We start from the raw sequence: 17,692 nt of genomic DNA, 5'->3' as shown, positions 1-17,692 counted from the left end.
GCATTTCGCGAAAAGCGACCAAGGCCTTGATATGTCATTTGATAGCCGCCCATGAAAGCTGCGGATCATCGGATATGCGCCCATATTTTCCCGGCCCCTTTTTTCGGGCCTCGCAGCCCACTGATACCAAGAGGGGAAGGACCGCCCGATGAGCCTATGCTGCGGTGTTCAGCCCGAGGGATTCAACCTGTGGGATTCAACCTGTGGGCAATCGCCTGCAGGATAACGCTGTTTGTATTGAGGTCGCTATAGGAGGAGGTGGGCATGCCGGATTTCACGAAAATACTGGACGCATATCCGTTGCGGGTCTTGGCGATCCTGCGCACATGGTCGCGCAGCAGCTCCGAATACTCCTGCGGTTTATAGGCGGACCACAAGAAGGCAGCCTTGCTGCTGACAACCAGGTTTTCCTCCACAAAGGCGCGGGTGCGATATTCCGGTTCCAGATCGACCGAGTCTATGGCCCAGGTCCGCGGTGCCGCATCAAGTTGCAGCCCCTGATACAGGAACCAGGGACTTTTGTTGATCGGCCCCTCAGACACACAAACAAGGCGCCCTGTTTCCTCATATTCTTCCAGCTGCGCAGAGAACAGCACATCCGCGAGATAGGCGCTTTCCGGTGACATCCCAAGCTCCATCGCTTCCAGCAACAAAGGCTCTGCCCCGAATGGCCCAATCCGCGACGCGGATTCGAGCAGGGCCATCTGTCCATCCGCCTCGGATCGTCCGGCCAGAACCTCATAGGGGGAGTTCACCTCAAAGCCCCAACGCCGGAACGCACGGGCGGCGTAATGCGCACTATGAGAGATATAGGTGCTCTTCAGCTCACCTTCGAGGACGGAAAAAACCTCTCCCCCGATGATGATTTGCTCAAAGTCGTAGGACGCCACAAGCTCTTGCAGGCGGTCGCCAAAGTCACTGTTGCGGCGCAGGTTGTCCAGCGCAGACAGCAGCCGACCGGCGTCGCTGCCATCAAAATCCCGGTTGCCCCATCTGATCCGATCTGTCCGGATCCAGCCTTGCGGCAACCGCCTGCCATCGGAGACGCGCCCGGCAATGTTCGGCAATATCCTGGAAATCGCGGTCTCCAGGCCCTTGTCGTCGATCAGCCCGATCTGAGAGGCGGCAACCAGCGCATTGATCTGGCTTCCCACATCCCACATGGTGACCGCTTCAAGCAACTGCCCGCCGGGCGCGAAATTCACCGTGGCCGGGCACAGACCCGTTTTCGGATTGGTGAATTCCTCAAAATACCGCCAGGCGACCGCCGCATCCTCCATCAGCTCGTCCCGCATGATCTCGGAAAGAGCCGCGTCCTGCGCCACGATCGCTGGCCGGGCCGCCGCCAAACGCCTTTGACGCTGACAAATCGGACTGGTCGGCGCAATCAGACGGGCATAGTCACCGATGGTTCGAAATGCCGTTACCCCATCCGCAGGCAGGCTCTTCAGAACCTGAACCAGATCCCGTAGCGCCCGCTCATCCGAGAAGGCCCCGGCGTCAAGAACGATCACCTGATCTTTCAGCCCGGCGAAAACCGCGGCAAGCATTTCTGGCGAAACAGCGCTGTTGATATCGCGCTGTGCCACCGTCAAAATCCCGTCCCCCCCGAGCCCGGGCGCCGCCGTGTCCGGCCCGGTCCGCACCCCGATCCCGGCAACCAATGGCCGCGTCGTGCGCACCTCGGCCGCTCGCCCGTCGCCGCCCGGCCGGATCTGAACAGGAACAGCTGTCGGCCAGGCCGGCTTTCCGGGCCGGGAAAAATGTTCCGTGTCAGTCGAAACCCAGACCCCAGCCTGCGCCGCCTGCCCTGCCGATCCCAAATCGGGTCCTCGGGTATAGGGGATGGCGAGCCCGTCCAGCGTGGATACCAATCGTGTGTAGGCCAATCGCTCCGGACCGGAGAGCGCCAGGGGTTCGGCCAGATGCAGGCAAATGATCCGCTGGAACTGGTAGGAGTCCCGCAGCTGCAGATCATAGACCGCAAGAAGCGACCGTTCGCCTGCCAGCTCCTGCTGCGATAGCGCCTCCGCAAACTGGTCCGCGGCCGCTTCGGCTTGGGCCAGGGGAAGTTTGCCGAACGACGCTGCGGAAAGATAATAGACCGTTTGTGTGGCTGCCTCGGTCTCGGCGGTTTGCGGCGGCACCCTGAGATCACACAGGGTGCCGCCAAAAAGCCGGGCGACGCCGTTGTCCCATGTTTCGGACTGCACCTCACGGGTGCTGTCAGGCAAGCTCAGCACGTTGAAAATCCCGGCAGAGCGCAGCGCCTCGGGTGATGCGGGCCGTGGCATGCTGCTGCAGGCGAGCGTCTGAATGCGCAGCGGGGCCGGCAGAGCCCCCGCCACCGGAGCCAGCATCCTGTACAGGGTCTGCACGGCCTCATGGGCGGAGCGTGCCTGAAAATACTGCGACCGGCCGGCGATATCCGGCAGAAAAGGTGCGATTTCAATGCTGCTGCCCCCGAGCAAGAGACCGGACAGCAACCGGGCAAGAGCGCTATCAGCGCCGAGCGCCTGCCCCTCGTCATCATAGGGCGACACAAGACAGGTGACGGGAATACTGCGCGATCCGAATGCGTCCAGCACCGCGATCAGATGGGCAAAGGAGGTCCGCCCGTCCACATGGGATATGACAGGATAGCCTTGCGGCGAAACCGCGCCGCGAAACCCGCGTGCGACGGCACCCAGCGGCGTGAGACTCGCCGCGCCCGCCGCCACGACGGTCTTCAGAAAGCACCTTCGTTTCATGACCGGGCCGTTACAAGGCTGTAGTCCCGCCCCTGCCGCTTCAGCGCGCCCCAGCTCGCCAGTCGTCCGGTGATGGCGCGCAAGACGGCGCGAATGACCGAATAGTAGAGCAGCGGCCGGTAGAACACACGTTGCACAGGATATAGCAGCAGCGACCAGAGGCTTTCGTCCTCATCCCGCGCAAGCGCAAAGGCGGCGATCAGGAACTCCAGCGCAGGCAGTGTGAAATAGGCCCACAGGTAATGCGACGGCTGGCTGCCGATACTGCTGCCGGCTTCGCCCGCCCCGCCATCCATGAAGAGTTTGTAGAGCATGATGCCGACGAAGAGATCCGCAATCGGCGCCAGAAGCGGGAACAGATACCCGAATATGAACATGTCGGGGATAGAGAACAGCCCGACCATGCGCCCCTCGAATATCGAGCTTTTGTGCTTCCATGCGCTTTGGAACATGCCGAAGGACCAGCGCAGGCGCTGCTTCAGAAGCTGGCCGACCTGCTCGGGCACCTCTGTGTAGGCGCGCGCGCGCGGTTCGTAGACGATCCGGTAGCCCGCCCGGTTGACCTGAATGGTGAGATCGGCGTCTTCGGTCAAGGTGGCATCGCTATAGAGCCCGGCCTTGCGCAACGCCGAAACCCGCCAGGCGCCCAGCGCACCGGGGACAACCAGAATACCGTTGACCAGATCAAACGCCATGCGCTCCACATTCTGCGAGGTCGCGTATTCAAAGGCCTGCATGCGGGTCAGCAAATTCACCTTGTTGCCGGCGATGATCTTGCCCGCCACACCGCCGACTTTCGGGTCATTGAAATGCTTCACGAGCTGGGTGATCGCGTTGGTTTTGATCTGCGTGTCGGCATCAATGCAAACGACGATATCGGCTTCCACCCCCAGCAAGGCCCTGTTCAATGCGCTCCACTTTCCCTGATTGGGCTGTGAGATCAGGCGCACGTCCTGTTTGTGACTGAATTTGAAGACTTCGTTCAGGGTATTATCGGTAGATCCGTCGTCCACGACAATAATCTCGAAGTTCCGGTAGTCGCTGGCGCGCACGCTTTCGATACAGGTCCGGATCACCTCTTCCTCGTTATGTGCCGGGATGATCACCGCCACCCGTGGCGAGACCAAAGTGACCGCCTGGCGTCCCTTCCAGTTGAGAACCGAAAGCACCAGAATGACGACCGAACGGATCACGCCGATGGCCAGGATGACCCAGAACACGCTAACCGCAAAGGTTTTCGCGCCAGCGACCGCCGAGAAGGACACCCGGTCAAAGGTCTGATGGCCGCCTTCGGCAACCGGCATCAGATCCGCCCGGGTGGTTCCCAGCAGGTCCGCCATGGTGGTGAAACTATAGCCCCGCGCACGCAGATCCGAGATGATCAATGGAACCGCCGCCACGGAGGCTTCCCGGTTCAAGCCGCCGTCGTGCAGCAAGATCACGTTGCCCGCACCGCGCTCCACCTCCTGAACCACAAAATCGGTGATCTCGCGGCTGCTCCACCCCTCCCAGTCTCTGGGGACGATATCCATACCGGCGATCTGGAACCCGCGTGCCATTGCCGCCTCAAGGGGTCTGACACGCTCCGCGCTGATTGGTCCGCCGCTGCGCTGAAACGGCTCGCGGTAGATCACCGTCTTGCGCCCGGCGGCCCCCGCAACGATCTTGTCCAGCAAACTGAATTCCAGGTCCAGGCGCGTCTTGGAAATCTGATCCATGCGGGGGTGTGAGAAAGTATGGGCCCCAACCTCATGTCCTTCGTCGATGACCCGTTTCAAAAGGTCAGGCGCATCCATGATGCTTTTGCCGGTGACGAAAAAAGCCGCAGGCGTTTGAGTAGCCTTCAGACTGTCGAGAACCTGCGCCGTGTTGGTCGGGTGCGGGCCGTCGTCGAAACTCAAAACCACCTTGCGCCCAGCCGGTTTGCCGTAGCGCTCCATCGTATAGGGGCGCGGCATGAGATCATAAACCTGCGAGGCAACCCGACCGGTTTCAGGATCAAACCGCACCTGGCGGATGCCCGGGGACTGGCGTGTTTCAACACGCAGAAAAGCGCCATCGCCCCGGTAGCCAACAAAATTGTCGAGCTGGACGACGGCCAGATCCGCGCTCATTTCATCCTGTGTCATCTGCTGACCACGCAGCACGGTCCAGACACCGGGATCCTCTTGTCCCAGGGACCACAACCCGATGCGCGAAATGCCGAGGGCCGACAGCGCCGTAATTTGATTGTGAAGCGTCGCGGCATCCTGCAGCCAGATCTTGTGAGACAGTCCGACGCTATCCTGAAACGCGCTGAAACTGCCTGATGTCTTGGGACTGAAGCGAACGGTTGCGCCGGCTCTGGCGATCTTGTCCATCGCCTCGGCATAGGGCAAGACGGTGGGAAGAGGCTGGCCCGACACCCACTCCACCGCAAAATTACCGAGTGCGGCCACCAGCTTGTCATGTCCCAAGGCCTCAGCCGCGAGCCTGGCCGTTTCAACGAACCAGGCATCGGGCGCCAACGGACCGGGAGCGGTACCGACCCAAGGCTCGCTGAACATCTTCAGGATGACCTTGTCAAAAAACGCCATGCTGCCGGCGTCTTGCCACAGGCTTTCGGTCGCGCTCAGAACGATGCAGCTCTGCAGGCCTTGGGCCTCGAACCCGGCCGTCAGAGCGGTCAGAAACGGACGCAGCATCCGCAGATCACCGGAGTTCAACTCCATAAAGTCGAAACAGGCCCCCTGCGCATAGAGCGGCAGCAATTTGTCAACCAAACCCGCTACGATGTTTGGCGCTTCGGAGTTGAGAGTGGTGAAAAAGCCAGGTTTGTCCTGGCCGGGATCCAGGGTTACCGTTGGCATCAGGTCCGGCACCAAACGCGACGACCTGCGGAATTCCTCCGCCGCCATGCGGGTATAGCGGTTTTCCATCGTGGTTTCGGCGGCGGTTCCGTCCCACGTGATCCGGAACCATTCCGGCACCAGAACTCCGATCGTATTGCAACTGTCCTTCAACGAGAGGTGAGCCCAGTCAAAGGTGGTCGGCAGATGCGCGAAGACAACATCGTTGGTCGGATCCGCCATCGCCGTAAGATAGGGTTGTCTGGGCTGTTCGCAGCTTGGCCGGGTATCCAGTTGCGGCTGAAGCGAGGCGAGCCTCAGGTGCTCAAGCGGCTGTGATGTGGCGGTCAGACGCCTTTGAGCCCCGTTTTCGCCCCCCCAATAGCGGCTCAGGTCACTGTAGGCCGTCTGCCAGGATACGGCTCCGTTGAGGAATAGCCCCGCCCAAAGGCAAAGACCGAAGCCCAGCGCAAGAATGACACGCCGCAGCCTGCGCGCCCGCAGTTGCCGCGGGTCATCAAAGACCTTTAGCGCATTCCGGCCAGACGTCAGGTTTTCATAGTGGAATGCAAATCTGCTCACAGAGGAATTCCCCTGCAAAGTATTGATACCACGATCAAATGAGACGAGTAGATCCTCGTCGGAGATATAATCAGCACTATAACTGGCACGGTTCCCCCGAACCCGCTGCAAGCTCCAGTCAATTCTCCGGCGATCCGAAATCGAGGTCCCCACCCCTCACGGACACACCAGATCTGAAGCCCCTATGGGTCAGGTGGCAGAATCCCGCCTGTCGAACCCTTTGTCAAAATCTTCTTAATTTTTAATCCAAAACTCTGCAAATTTTATTCAAATTTCGGTATCAATGCACCTAATCACGAGAGGATTGTGCACCAATCCTCATTTATCGCCCCGACTGGCCTGCTGCCGGTAGGCTCGATTCGTCAGCCCTGGTTCAGACAGGCCCGGGTTCAGACAGGCCCGGGTCTAGATAGGACGGGGTCAGACAGGATCGGACTCAGACAGGCGCGTGGTCTGACCCGGGGCGGGCCGGGCTCCGCGATCTCAGGAAAGGGCGATCTGGTCCGGAAATTTCTTGATCAGCTCTGCATTCTTTCGGGTGCCCGCGGCCTGGGCGCGTGCCATCACAGCAACGGTCTTGCTGACGGCCTGCATCCCGTCATGTACCGTCGCCCCAGAGCCCGCGACCACTGGACGATACTCGCCCGCCGCAGCCGCAAGACGTTCGAGAAGATCGACTGCGGCAGACAGATTGGACACCAGCGCGGCCAGCTCCTGATTGAGCGCGTTCGGCGCGGGTTCTTGATCGGCAGCCATGGTGCTGTCGGTTTGGCGCGCGTTCTCAAACAGTTCCGGTTTTTGCCATTCCTCAAGCTTGCCCAGTTCGACGAGGCACCGGTCAATCGCCGGTGTGCTCATGCTTTCTGCGTCCAGCTTCGGGACGGCGGATTTGGCCGCCGCCGCCTTGAACGCGGTCCAGCCGGTGAGCGTCAGAGACGGCTTGCCGGGATGCCAGTTGCTGTCCATCTTCTTTTCAACGCCAAGCACGGTGGGGTCGTCTTTCAGTTCATTTTCGAGATAGGCGATCAGTTTGACGCAGATGTCCTTGTCATTCTTGAAAGCCTCAACCGACAGACCCGAAATGCGCAGCGCGTTCTGGGCCGAGGCATCGCCCATGATCGACGCGCCATATGCGATACAACATTTCGCCAGGGTCGAATTCAAACGCATCGCAGCCCGGGCAGCTTTGCGATTGCCGGGATTATCCCGCGCCTTGAGATAGGCAGCCCAGCCGTTTTTGATGGCGATCTCAGTATGCATCTTGAAGCCAAATTCGACCACGGCATTGGCCATCTTGTTGGTGCTGGCAACGATAGAAGACACCCCGGTGGGGTCCAAAAGCTTGGCAGCCTCGGCCCCCAGCGCGACGGAATCAAAGGCCACCTGTATCCGCGCGTGATTGAGGTGCACATAGCAGTTCCCAAGGGTCTGTTCGATGGCCGGCGCAGTGCCCGCGCGGGCGGCAAATGCGGTTCGCATACTGTCCACCCAGGCGTTGTGCACATCTGCGGCCTTTTGCATCTTGACCAGATCCACCACCAGCTTCTGCAGCATCACCGCAAGGCCCGCGCCGGGCACGATTGCGGCAGCAACTCCCAAGGCACCAGCCGTCAGCGTATTCCAGAACTCCGCTTGCTGACGAAGCTTGGACGTATTGGCCATCGCCCGGTCGATACATTCCTGCGCCCGCACCAGTTCTTCTTCGGTCTTGCCGGTGATGTCCGGATCAGGAAAGGCATTGGAGTACATTTCCTCGAACCCGACCAGCTCCGCATCGGCCTCAGCAAGGATCGCCGCCATCCCTTCGGGCGAAAAGGCAGCCTCCAGCTCTTTGCGGGCGATGGCTTCCTGGCTGAGGGCGATTTCGTCGTCCAGGTCGCGCCCCAGGCTTTCCGCTTCACTCTCGGGCTTCAGGGTGGCCGCCGTATTGTTCAACTGTGACAGGGCGCTGTTCAAACTGCTCATCATCGAAGCGGAGCCACTGTCGTGAACTCGATCCGACTGGATTTCCGCATAGGCGCGTCTGAAATGGTCCAGTTGCTCGATTTCCTCAGCAGACATATCGTCCCGGAGCCCATCGTACATCTCTTCGCTGAAACCGATACTGAGACCTGCGGCCAGGCCATTTGTCAGCAGAAACGCAGCCTGACCTGCGTTTTTGTCAACGAAGATCGCCCTGCCCAGAGCTTTGACATTCACTCCGGCCGTTATGCCAAGTTTCAGCGCCGCGGCGAATTGCTGTTGTGCGGCGATGTAGTCTTTGCGGTCGTTGACTGCATTGTTGTAGTCATCCTGAGTGCTGAAATCAGACTCCTTCAGGTCCGCATAGGACTTGTTCGCAGAGGCCACGATTCCGGCCGCAACCGCATCGCCCAGACCGGCGATGACCTTCATGATTTCATCGAAACCACCCTCGTAATTGCGGTCATGGAATTTCTGCCCCATGACAACGAGCTGCGGTAGAACCTTTGCGCTTTTGAAGGCTGTACTGATGGCCCCCGTCGTGAAAGCGACCTTTGCCTTGGACTGCGCGTCTGAAGGATTGGACTGGCTGGCGGTCATCGCGGACTGCACTGTGGCGACGGTCATGCTTTCGGCAATCGACAAGGCCTGAGAAATCGTGTTGGTCCATTTGTCCAGCGGCGCGGCTTTGGAATGGCGATGTTCGTCGATCAGCTCAACTGTAGAAAGCCCGCCGATGATCACCGTCGTCGCGGCCTTTGCAATCATCTCATCCGTGCCCGCGATAGCGATCTCCTTGTTGCGCGTGGCGATGAGGTCCCCCAGACGTTCCTGTTCAGCCGGGTCGGTCGCTGCCGATTTCTCTGCCTTGAGTTCGATCAGCTCCTGCTTTTTGGCGGCGACATCCATCGCATCTTTTGCCGAGAGCACCTCCGCAGTCAGCGTCCCTGCAAGCTGCACGCTTTCCTTGGCTATTTTCATCCCCAGCTTGAAATTCTCGCGCCCGGTGGTTGTGGTCGCGGAAAAGGCTTCGATCTTCTTTTCGTAGAATTCCGCAGCCCCGTTGAAGGCAATGGCATGTTCGGAATATTTGTCCGGGACCAGATTGTCCGGAATGACGCCCGCACGCACCAGCGGTGTCCAGACTTCCCGGCGGATATCATCATCATCAAACAGCGGCATCCCGTCCGGACCGATCTGCAGCTCCATCTTGCGTTGAGCCTCCATCGCCTGCTCATAGCCTTGCCGCATCTTTTCCAACGCAACCGGGTCAATCGCATGCGTATCTTCGCCGATGTCCTCCTTGGTGTCGATTTCGACATCCACCAGCATCGCCCATTTGCCCAGTTTCGCGTTCTCCAGATCCCCCTCGTTGGCGCGCCAGGGGATTTGGGTGACGTTTTTGTCCTGAGTACCAACCAGTTGACGCCAGGCCCGGGTGATGGCCAGCGGATGATTGTCGTTCGAAATCACCAGATCCTGACTTTCGGCAATCGTTTCACGGATCCCGTCAAGATAGTCATCCATCACCCCGAGGAATTCCTCACGACCCGCTGCACGTTCCTGCGCCAGCGCATAGGCCGCCTCATCGAGTTTCTTGCCGGATACATACCCAACCCAGTCAAATTCATCGCTTGTCAGTGGCATATTCGGTCCCCGGTCAAAATCGCACGCCCCGGCCTGTTACGGCGCGAGGTTCTTCAGAATTTCTGTTTCCATATTCAGCAGGGTGGCGGTCAGCTGCACCCAGGTCTGCCCACGATCGAGCGGGTTGTTCCTGTAGATCTCCAATGCCGGATCGCTTTCGAGCCGGGTCCGGATGCGCCTGACCTGCTTCAGCGTGTCCTCGCGGAGCTGCGCCATGATCGCCTTTTTCTCTTTCAGGGGCAGCTGGCCGTCGGCGTGATCGGAATTGCGAAGGTTCGCCAGGCGCTGCGTCACGGCGGGATCGAAAACCAGCACGCTATTCTTGTCGCCCTGACACATGTTCAGCACCGTGTTCACGGCGGCCACCGCGGCCTTTGCCTCGTCATCGTCTTTGCGCTCATCATCGGAGAACTTGCCGTTCAGCATTTCCTGAACCTTGCCGGCGGCCACGGCGACCTTGGCGACGGATGCCCGCATTTTCGTTTGCCAGGCATCGAAATCGAAAAACCACTCGGCCTCTGCGATCACCTGCGCATTGGTGACGTCATCATGGAGATCGCGCCAGTTTTTGGTCGCGTCCATATAGTCCTGCCCGGCGCGTTTGTAATCCTTGGAGGCCTCCAGGTTCCGTCCGATCGAGTCATAGGTCCCGCCCAGCGCAGCCGCGATGGAGGTGTACTCGGTATAATTGGCATGGGTCTCCAGGCTGTTCTGATCCAGCCAGTCCTGCACCTTTTTCCGCTCTTCCTTGCACAGACGTTTTTGCTCTTCGGCGAACTCGAAGTCGTTGCGGGCCTCCATTGTGCCTTTCTGCGCCTCCCCCAAAAAGGCCGCCATCCCGAGCAAGAACGCCTCCGGATTGCTCGCCTTGTTGGCCAGCAGCGCATCCAGCTCCACCAAAGAGCGCCTCAGCTCATCCGACAGCGCGTCAGCCCGGCGCTGCACGTCATCCACCGAGGGGCGCGACCGGGTTTCCAGGGCCTCCCTCAGGTCCAAAAGCGTGGCACGGATCTTGCCCTGGGCGCCCGCGAACGTCTTGTCGGCCTCCCTCATATAGGAAAGCGCCCCGCGAATAATGTCAGGCGCCGCAAGCAGTTGCGCCTTTTCTTCGTCTGTTTTCGTTTCCAGATTGATCGCGGTCCCTGCAAACAGATCCTCGGGCTTCATCTTGGTCAGTTGCGCAATTTTGGCGCCGACATTGGCCTCTGTCCCCTTCTTGTCCGCCGATAGATCCTTTTCGATCTCATCCAGCTTTTTCTTGGCTGTCGCATGATCTTCACGCAGGGATTCTGCTGCGGGTTTGTGAATCTGGTCGAACCTGTCGTAGAGAGCGCGGGCTTCGCGCACGACGTCTGCGGGCTTTTTCGACCCCTCCCAACCGTCTTTCAACCGGTCAAAAGCGGCCTTGTCAGCCCCATAGCCATCGGGGCGCCAGTCCTCAAAAAGGACCCGTATTTTCACGTCGGCCAGATATTCGGCGACCCGCTTGATTTCGTCATAGGCCGCTTTGTAGGCGTCACCGTCCTGGACCTGTTCAAGCAGCTCTTGTACCGCGGCGGTCGCGTCCTCCAGCATCTTGGCACAGCCCGGAGCGTCGGTGTCAGACAGCAGTTCGAGCATCTGCATCTGCTGGCGCAACCGCGTCATATCCTCGCGCGGCACGTTCTTGTAGTCCTCGCCCCTACGATCAATCATCAAGTTGCTGTCAGAGGATTCCTTCATCTTGATTTCATAGAATTTCTTCTCGCCGTTCGAGTCGGTGATGGAAATCACATGATCCTCAGGCAGGTTCGCCAAAAGGCTCAGATCGGTAATCTCTCTGGTCTGAAAAATGTCCAGCATCTCGCGTTTGATTTCAGAGACCTTCGCCACTGCGGCCTCTTTCGCGGCATTGTCCTTTTCCAGCACCACCGGATCGCGGTCGGGAACCGTGGCATTCACAATATCGCCCTCAAGCGCGCTGAGGGCCTGTGTTGCCACGCTCAGATCGGGGTCCGCCCGAAGCTTTTGCGCATCGCGCATGTCCTTGATGTCAGACAGCCGGGCCCGGAGCGCCCCATCCGCATCCCCGCCTTTGCCCCAGAGCGTATCAAGAAGCACAGCGACTGAGGTCAGGGTCCGCTCAAAGGCCTCAAACGGGTCAGGTGCCTCTGCCTGAGGCTTGGGCAACGCAAAATGGCGTGACGCGACAAAGTCCGTATGCAGAGCCAGAGCATCCGTCCGGATCATCTCCGCCTCGTTGTATTTCCCGGCAGAGGCCAAAGATTTCGCGTTGTTGATCATCATGGTCAGCGTGCCAAGCTGTTCCTGAGTGATGCGCGTAATTTCGGGTTCACTCAGGAACATGCGTGCCTCGGGGACCACTGTTTCTGACGATTTGGTGTATGTTGCCAGGTCCATGTCCAGCCGTGCCAGAACCTGCTCCCTGAAGGTGCTGCTGTCGCTGTTCGACGACGCGGCCTCCTTGACGGTGCGCGCGTCGGGGGGCTTGGATTCCAGATAGGCCTGAAACGCCTCTTCCGGCGTCGGGGTGCCGTCGCGGATCGCGGCCATCAGGAGATTGACGGCCGCCGCCTCTGCCGCAATGTCCTCGATCCGGCCGACCCGGTCTGCCGTTTTCTCTTTGTAGGCAACCAGTTGGTCCTGCCGCTCCTGCAATGCGGCCTTTTGCGTCTCAATCCCGCGCAGCTCTTCGGCAAGGCGCTGCTTTTCCTTGAACCCCTCTGCCGCCTCCAGCTTTCCGGTCAGGGAGGTGATTTTCGCCGACAGCGCATCAATTCCGGTCTGCAGCCTATCGACGGTCTCGTCCATCTTGACCTGCCGGGCCACCTCGCGACCGGCAACCGGATCGCTGCCCGCCAATTCGGTCAACCGGTCCAGCACGGCTTCGCGCATTTCCTCGACAACGGACAACAGGTCCCGGATCGGCGCCGCCCGGTCGCTGCTTGCCGTCCTCACCGCAGAGGTCAGCTCCGCACCGAGTTCGGTCAGCCGGTCGCTGGTCGTGTCCTCCGCGATTGCCTCGGCCCGCAGCGCCTCAAGCGCCTCCGCAAGAGCAGCATGCACCCCATCCAAGGCTCCGACCGCCCCCGCACGGGTGTCTTCAGCCTCGTCGTCCCCCGCGATCGAACGGTTAACCAGCGCAGGGGTCAGAACGCTCTCATCCGTGAACGCCTTCATCTCCGCAAGCTGTTGACCTGCCTCTTTGATCCGGTCCAGCAACAGGGCTGCAGAAGCCCTGCGCTGCTCTTCCTCACTCAAATTCTCCCGGCGTCTGTCGATTGCCTCGGCGGTGATGCCCGCGCGCAAGCCTATTGTGGCGATCCGATACTGAATGGCCCGCAGCTGTGCCGTGCCGGCCTCGAAGGCCGGGCTGTCCCCCGGTGCATTATGCACCTTTCTCGCTATGTCTTGGAGCTCAGCATCGGTCTGCTGCATCCGGATCTTGAGATCCTCCATCTGGTCCCAATATCCGGAATATTCGGTCATAAGTTCCCGAAATAGCCCATCGGTTTTCTGCTTGGCGTTCACATATTCGACGTATTGTCTTTTGACGTTGTCCTGAAAATCGCGAACCTTGGTTTTGCTGAGCATTTTGCGACGCAGCCGCTTTGCGAGGCCTCCGGACACAATCGCATTCTTTCCCAGCCATTTCGACAGAAAGGCCAGCATTTTGGTGTCCAGATCGCTGACCGTAATCGGGGCGTTGTCATCAGGCATTTTGCGCTCCATTCCCAGCAGCCGGTGTCGCGGGCTGCCTCAGGCTGTGTGGCGATGAAAAATCAGACCGGTTGGGCGGCCTCAATAAAAAGTCTTCAACGACGTCTTGCGAGCCGGTCAGCCCGGATCAGGCTACCGGCTCCTTTTCCCTATCGAGCTCTTTGGCAACCGCATCCAGCGCCGCAACCGCGACTTTGCGCACCTTGAGCCCGGAAACAAACCCGTTCCCATCATCAATAATCGTGAAGATGCCGGAATTCAGTTCGGCCACATAGTCACCGATGACAGCATGACATTTCCGACGCAGGGGACCGCGCTTCACCGGGTCCGCCTCCTGTATCAGATCGTCCAGCGCATCCTCGAGTTTTTCGTCGATGGGGTCCAAGTACCCCTGCAGGTCCCCGACCGCGTTTTCGATACCCTCAAAGTCTTCTCCGTCGCAGGCCGATACGATCTCCTTGCCGAGCCTATCAATTTCAGCCTTCAGCAGGGACCTGGCCCGGCTCCAGAGCAATCTGGTCTTTGTGAAATCCACCAGCGCACTGTCGGAGGCACTGGCTTGTTCCTTGTGCTTCTGCAGAGAGGTCTTCAGGGCCTCTTCGAGGCGGTTGGCAATCGCGATAGCCTTTTTATAGTCACCGACAGACGCCGCTTCGTCGGCCATATGCATGGCCGCACGCATCCGCTGGGCATCGGGCAGGTCGGCATTGAGCGCCTTCAGCAAGACTGGTGACAGCCGCCCCCACAGCGTTTCCCACTGTTGCTGCAGCGGATCGGTGACCGGGTTTTCGGCAAGCGCCGCCTCGATTGCCTTGAGCGCCGCCTCGACCCCGGCGAAGTCCTTTCCACGGAGCTTTTCCGCAGCCAGCCCCCAGGCTTTCATGAGCCTTTCATTGGCAGGAGGCGGGGTGGATTGGCAACGCGGGCGCAGATCTTTCAGCCGTTCCACCAGCGCATTGGCTGTCTGCCCGTCCTGTTTGCCCGTTTCCGGCGACGCAACAGCCCGGCGTTTCCTGAGGTCGGCCTCGATTGCCGCCACAAGCTTTGCGGCGGCCTCCGTCTCGCCCGTCTCGTTCTTGTCCAATGCAGCCTTTGCCGCAGCCTGAAGCTTGGTCCGGGCGGGGCCGTTCAATGCGCGGATGTCCGGCACAAGAGAAAGGATGCGCTTGTGCAACTCCTGGGCCGCCGGATCGGGTCCGTCATCTCCCGTGCCCTCCCCGTCCTCGACGTCGGGCTCTTCATCATAGAGGGCATCGTCCGGAAGATCCTCAATGTCGGTGTCAATGACATTGCCGTTTTCGTCCAGAATTTTAACGTTGTAAGGGGCCTTCTGCTTTTTCAGCCATTTCTTCAAACGCTTCGCCAAAGCGGGCAATTCACGCTGGCAGGTCAACACCATTTCCTTGCTCTCAACAGAGCACAGACCATAGGCTATTTTGTTGATTCCACTTTCTTTTTTGACACCTCGCGCGACAATCTCCGGCGCGAGCCTCTTGTGCAGGGCAAAGAAAAAGCTGTCCCCGTCTGTCCCGGGCGCAACCGCAAAGGCGAGCGGGCGTTTCTTGGCGACTTTGACAAGCTTCTTAAGTTCGGTGCCTTCGACCGAAAACTCTCCCATAACATCCCCCGGCCACCTGATGGCGCTGACAATTTCGCTGGTGCCAATACAAGGCGCATTCTGACCGGTGCGTTAACGTTACGTCAAGGTTTAAAGCAGCCTCCGACGTCGGAGCTAGACCGGCACCGCATGCGCGTTGATGAATTTTTGCAATTTTTGCTGAGGCGCTTTGAGAGATTAATCCAATCACAATTCATCCCCCTTCATTCTCTGAGTCCGTTTCGGAACTGGAAACAATCCCATTCCGGAGCCCGCTACTCAGTTCGTAAGGATGGTGAAGTAATGAGTACCCTGTTTAAGTCCCTCGCATGTTTTGCGACCGCCGTAACTCTCTCTGCCTGCAGTGATGCGCCACGGGTCGGCTACGATACCCTGACCCGGGCAGGCACCAACCTGCGCCTCGGCGACAGGATACCCTACGCCTCCCGCGACATCGCCCGCGAAAATTCGGAGCAAAGGATGAACGTGTATTTGACCGGATACAGTTTCTGGGACAATACGCCGCGCGGCTCGGCTCAGATCGCGCGCCCGGTCATCCATCGCTCTGCAGGCGGCACAGGAACCTATGCCGACCCCGTCACGCTTGCGGTGGGCCACAGGCGCCAAGGCAGAACGAGTATTATGGACTATCCCGCAGGAACGCGTTTCTACATCGAGAACCTGCAGAAATACGCCATCGTCGAGGATCTCTGCGGCGACGGCCCCAGCCCGCAGAACGGACCCTGTCACAGCGGACACCAGGGTCACGACTGGATCGACATATATGTGGGTGGGCGTGGCATAGATGAGGCCTGGGTGGATGGTTGCATGCGACGCATCACCGGAATTCAGCGCGTGGTCCTTAACCCACAACCGCACTACCCGGTCAAGCCCGGTGAAATCGCCGCCACTGGCTGTCAGACATTTTAACCACAAATAATGGGATGTACCGGCTGCTTCAACTAGCAGGTTAGGCTGTAACTACGTCTGCAAGTTGGAGAAATAGCATAGAGAAGAAAACCTTCGATCAGCTGATGTCCATCGGGATCGACATCGGCAGGGATATGTTCCACCTCGTCGGGTCCGACCGGGATGGACGATTGGTGTTGCGCAAACAGATCAAGCGGTTGGCGCTGATCGCGACATTCGAGAAGTTGCCGCGATGCATCGTCGGGATGGAAGCCTGCCTCAGCGCCCATTTCGTCAGTCGGACGCTGCGGGGCATCCAGGAACTGGCCCTTGGCGGCATTTGCCGCGACACGCGGCAGACACTGGATGCGCTGGCGACGGAGGTAGTTCGACGACATGTGGAACGCGCTGATCCCGGCGAAACAGGCACGCGTGGTCAGGCTGCTGGTGGCGCGGGTCACGGCCAGCGAGGCCGGGCTGGCGGTCGACCTGCGTCATGAAGGTCTGGGTGCAATTGCCGCACTCATGGCCCCGGGCAAGTCGGAGGTGGCGTGATGGCAGAGCCGGAAGCCTCCGTGTCCACATACCGCTCACAATGCGCAATCGCGGCGGGCGCCCGCGCATCCTGCCGCCCAAGGAGATCGAGGTGGCCATGGATCGCGGCCAGGACGCTCGGCTGTTGCGCGCCATCGGCCGTGCGTGGGACTGGCGGCGCAGGCTGGAGCGCGGCGACGTCACCACCATTGCCGATCGCGCCAGAGAGGAAGGCATCTCCGACCGCTATGTCAGCCGCGTGATCCGGCTGGCATGGCTCGCGCCCTCAGTTCTGGAGCGGCTGGTGCTGCGACGCGAACCCACAGTGCTGTCGATCTTCGACCTCTGCGGCGTGGCGGAGATGCCGTGGGTAGAGCAGCCGGAAAAGGTGTTTGACTGAGGGTCAGCCCCTCTTAAGACCAGACGAAGTTAGAGCGATGGCGCCAATAAATTTGGCCAAATGCTCCAGAACTCGCATCGAATCCGCGCGGTGAAAGACAGCCCAGGGCCAATTTGTTACAATGGCGAGTACCGCAGCATGTGACAATTCGGGTAGCTCTGCAACAATTGCTGCGAGTTCTCACGAGTTGGTTTCTTAGCCGGCACCGAGATGGCTAACTGCCTGTTTGCGCATGGCCAAGCGAAGATCTAGGCTTCTGCTCAAGATGTTGGATGACTTTTTCGCGGCAGGAAACCGGCGGTAGAGGCAAAGTGAACTACAGACATGAAGCGCATCAGGCACTCAATCGTGCCCGCGAGGCTCTGGAAGACGACGACACGCGGCTGAAATATGCCGCGCTAGAACTGCGCATGGCGATGGAATCCCTGACCTATGACAGGGCGCGGGCCTACAAGGACGAATTCCCTCCAGAGGAATACGAGACCTGGCAGCCGCTCAAGGTCATGGCGGTGCTTCTTGAGATCGACGCTACAGCCGATAAAGACAGTACCTTAATCATACGGCGTTGGAGAGACCCCGGGCCAGCCATCGGCCAGAATGACAATGCTCGGTACTGAGAAGGTCCTAAACATGGAAACGCTGCGCAAGCACTACGATGCGCTTGGCAGCTTTCTTCATGTGCCAACCTTCAAACAGACCAGGTCCGGCAAGGCCCACGACCCCGGAGAAACAACGGAAGCGTTGAGCCTCCCCCTTTAAAGTG

The 17,692-nt window shown here is 59.6% G+C and carries 9 protein-coding genes and 1 pseudogene; 5 read left to right on the top strand and 5 right to left on the bottom strand.

Annotated elements, in window-relative coordinates; translation table 11 throughout:
• Positions 1-182: 182 nt before the first annotated feature.
• The 5 genes from FGE21_RS00050 to FGE21_RS00030 all read right to left on the bottom strand — a co-directional run bounded on the left by FGE21_RS00050 (position 183) and on the right by FGE21_RS00030 (position 15,107).
• Positions 183-2,750, bottom strand: a complete 2,568-nt coding sequence (locus tag FGE21_RS00050; RefSeq protein ID WP_139660604.1) for a DUF3131 domain-containing protein — start codon at positions 2,748-2,750, stop codon at positions 183-185.
• A complete protein-coding gene (locus FGE21_RS00045; protein WP_139660602.1) occupies positions 2,747-6,160 on the bottom strand; it encodes a glycosyltransferase in 3,414 nt (1,137 codons plus the stop codon). The genes FGE21_RS00050 and FGE21_RS00045 overlap by 4 nt, the downstream gene beginning before the upstream one ends.
• 483 nt (positions 6,161-6,643) lie before the next feature.
• Positions 6,644-9,769: a hypothetical protein gene (locus FGE21_RS00040; RefSeq protein ID WP_139660601.1), complete on the bottom strand. Its 3,126-nt coding sequence runs from the start codon at positions 9,767-9,769 to the stop codon at positions 6,644-6,646.
• Between the two features lie 36 nt (positions 9,770-9,805).
• Complete coding sequence (locus FGE21_RS00035) at positions 9,806-13,489, bottom strand: hypothetical protein (protein WP_139660599.1); 3,684 nt, start codon at positions 13,487-13,489, stop codon at positions 9,806-9,808.
• Positions 13,490-13,616: 127 nt separating this feature from the next.
• Positions 13,617-15,107, bottom strand: coding sequence for a hypothetical protein (locus FGE21_RS00030; protein WP_139660597.1), 1,491 nt, complete (start codon positions 15,105-15,107; stop codon positions 13,617-13,619).
• A gap of 282 nt (positions 15,108-15,389) precedes the next feature.
• On the opposite strand from FGE21_RS00030, the gene FGE21_RS00025 reads away from it, so the two are divergent.
• The 5 genes and pseudogenes from FGE21_RS00025 to FGE21_RS00005 all read left to right on the top strand — a co-directional run bounded on the left by FGE21_RS00025 (position 15,390) and on the right by FGE21_RS00005 (position 17,546).
• Positions 15,390-16,016, top strand: coding sequence for a hypothetical protein (locus FGE21_RS00025; RefSeq protein WP_139660595.1), 627 nt, complete (start codon positions 15,390-15,392; stop codon positions 16,014-16,016).
• Between the two features lie 104 nt (positions 16,017-16,120).
• Positions 16,121-16,306, top strand: a pseudogene (locus FGE21_RS20255) (IS110 family transposase); the annotation flags it as partial.
• A gap of 85 nt (positions 16,307-16,391) precedes the next feature.
• A complete protein-coding gene (locus FGE21_RS00015; RefSeq protein ID WP_176695330.1) occupies positions 16,392-16,550 on the top strand; it encodes a hypothetical protein in 159 nt (52 codons plus the stop codon).
• A 40-nt stretch (positions 16,551-16,590) separates the two neighbouring features.
• Positions 16,591-16,929 (top strand): hypothetical protein, encoded by a 339-nt coding sequence (locus FGE21_RS00010; protein ID WP_139660594.1) that lies wholly within the window; start codon positions 16,591-16,593, stop codon positions 16,927-16,929.
• 272 nt (positions 16,930-17,201) lie between these two features.
• Positions 17,202-17,546, top strand: coding sequence for a hypothetical protein (locus tag FGE21_RS00005; protein ID WP_139660592.1), 345 nt, complete (start codon positions 17,202-17,204; stop codon positions 17,544-17,546).
• Positions 17,547-17,692 lie beyond the last annotated feature (146 nt).

It is taken from the genome of Phaeobacter sp. B1627, assembly GCF_006265095.1.
GTDB lineage: Bacteria > Pseudomonadota > Alphaproteobacteria > Rhodobacterales > Rhodobacteraceae > Epibacterium.
The sequence above is the reverse complement of the archived record's forward strand: the minus strand, read 5'-3'. Positions and strand labels throughout refer to the sequence as shown.

What these genes read in the sequence shown, in the direction of transcription:
- FGE21_RS00025 (WP_139660595.1), top strand. Translation starts at nt 15,390, where the DNA reads ATGAGTACCCTGTTTAAGTCCCTCGCATGTTTTGCGACCGCCGTAACT.
- FGE21_RS00010 (WP_139660594.1), top strand. Translation starts at nt 16,591, where the DNA reads ATGCGCAATCGCGGCGGGCGCCCGCGCATCCTGCCGCCCAAGGAGATC.
- FGE21_RS00040 (WP_139660601.1), bottom strand. Translation starts at nt 9,769, where the DNA reads ATGCCACTGACAAGCGATGAATTTGACTGGGTTGGGTATGTATCCGGC.
- FGE21_RS00015 (WP_176695330.1), top strand. Translation starts at nt 16,392, where the DNA reads ATGTGGAACGCGCTGATCCCGGCGAAACAGGCACGCGTGGTCAGGCTG.
- FGE21_RS00005 (WP_139660592.1), top strand. Translation starts at nt 17,202, where the DNA reads ATGACTTTTTCGCGGCAGGAAACCGGCGGTAGAGGCAAAGTGAACTAC.
- FGE21_RS00030 (WP_139660597.1), bottom strand. Translation starts at nt 15,107, where the DNA reads ATGGGAGAGTTTTCGGTCGAAGGCACCGAACTTAAGAAGCTTGTCAAA.
- FGE21_RS00050 (WP_139660604.1), bottom strand. Translation starts at nt 2,750, where the DNA reads ATGAAACGAAGGTGCTTTCTGAAGACCGTCGTGGCGGCGGGCGCGGCG.
- FGE21_RS00035 (WP_139660599.1), bottom strand. Translation starts at nt 13,489, where the DNA reads ATGCCTGATGACAACGCCCCGATTACGGTCAGCGATCTGGACACCAAA.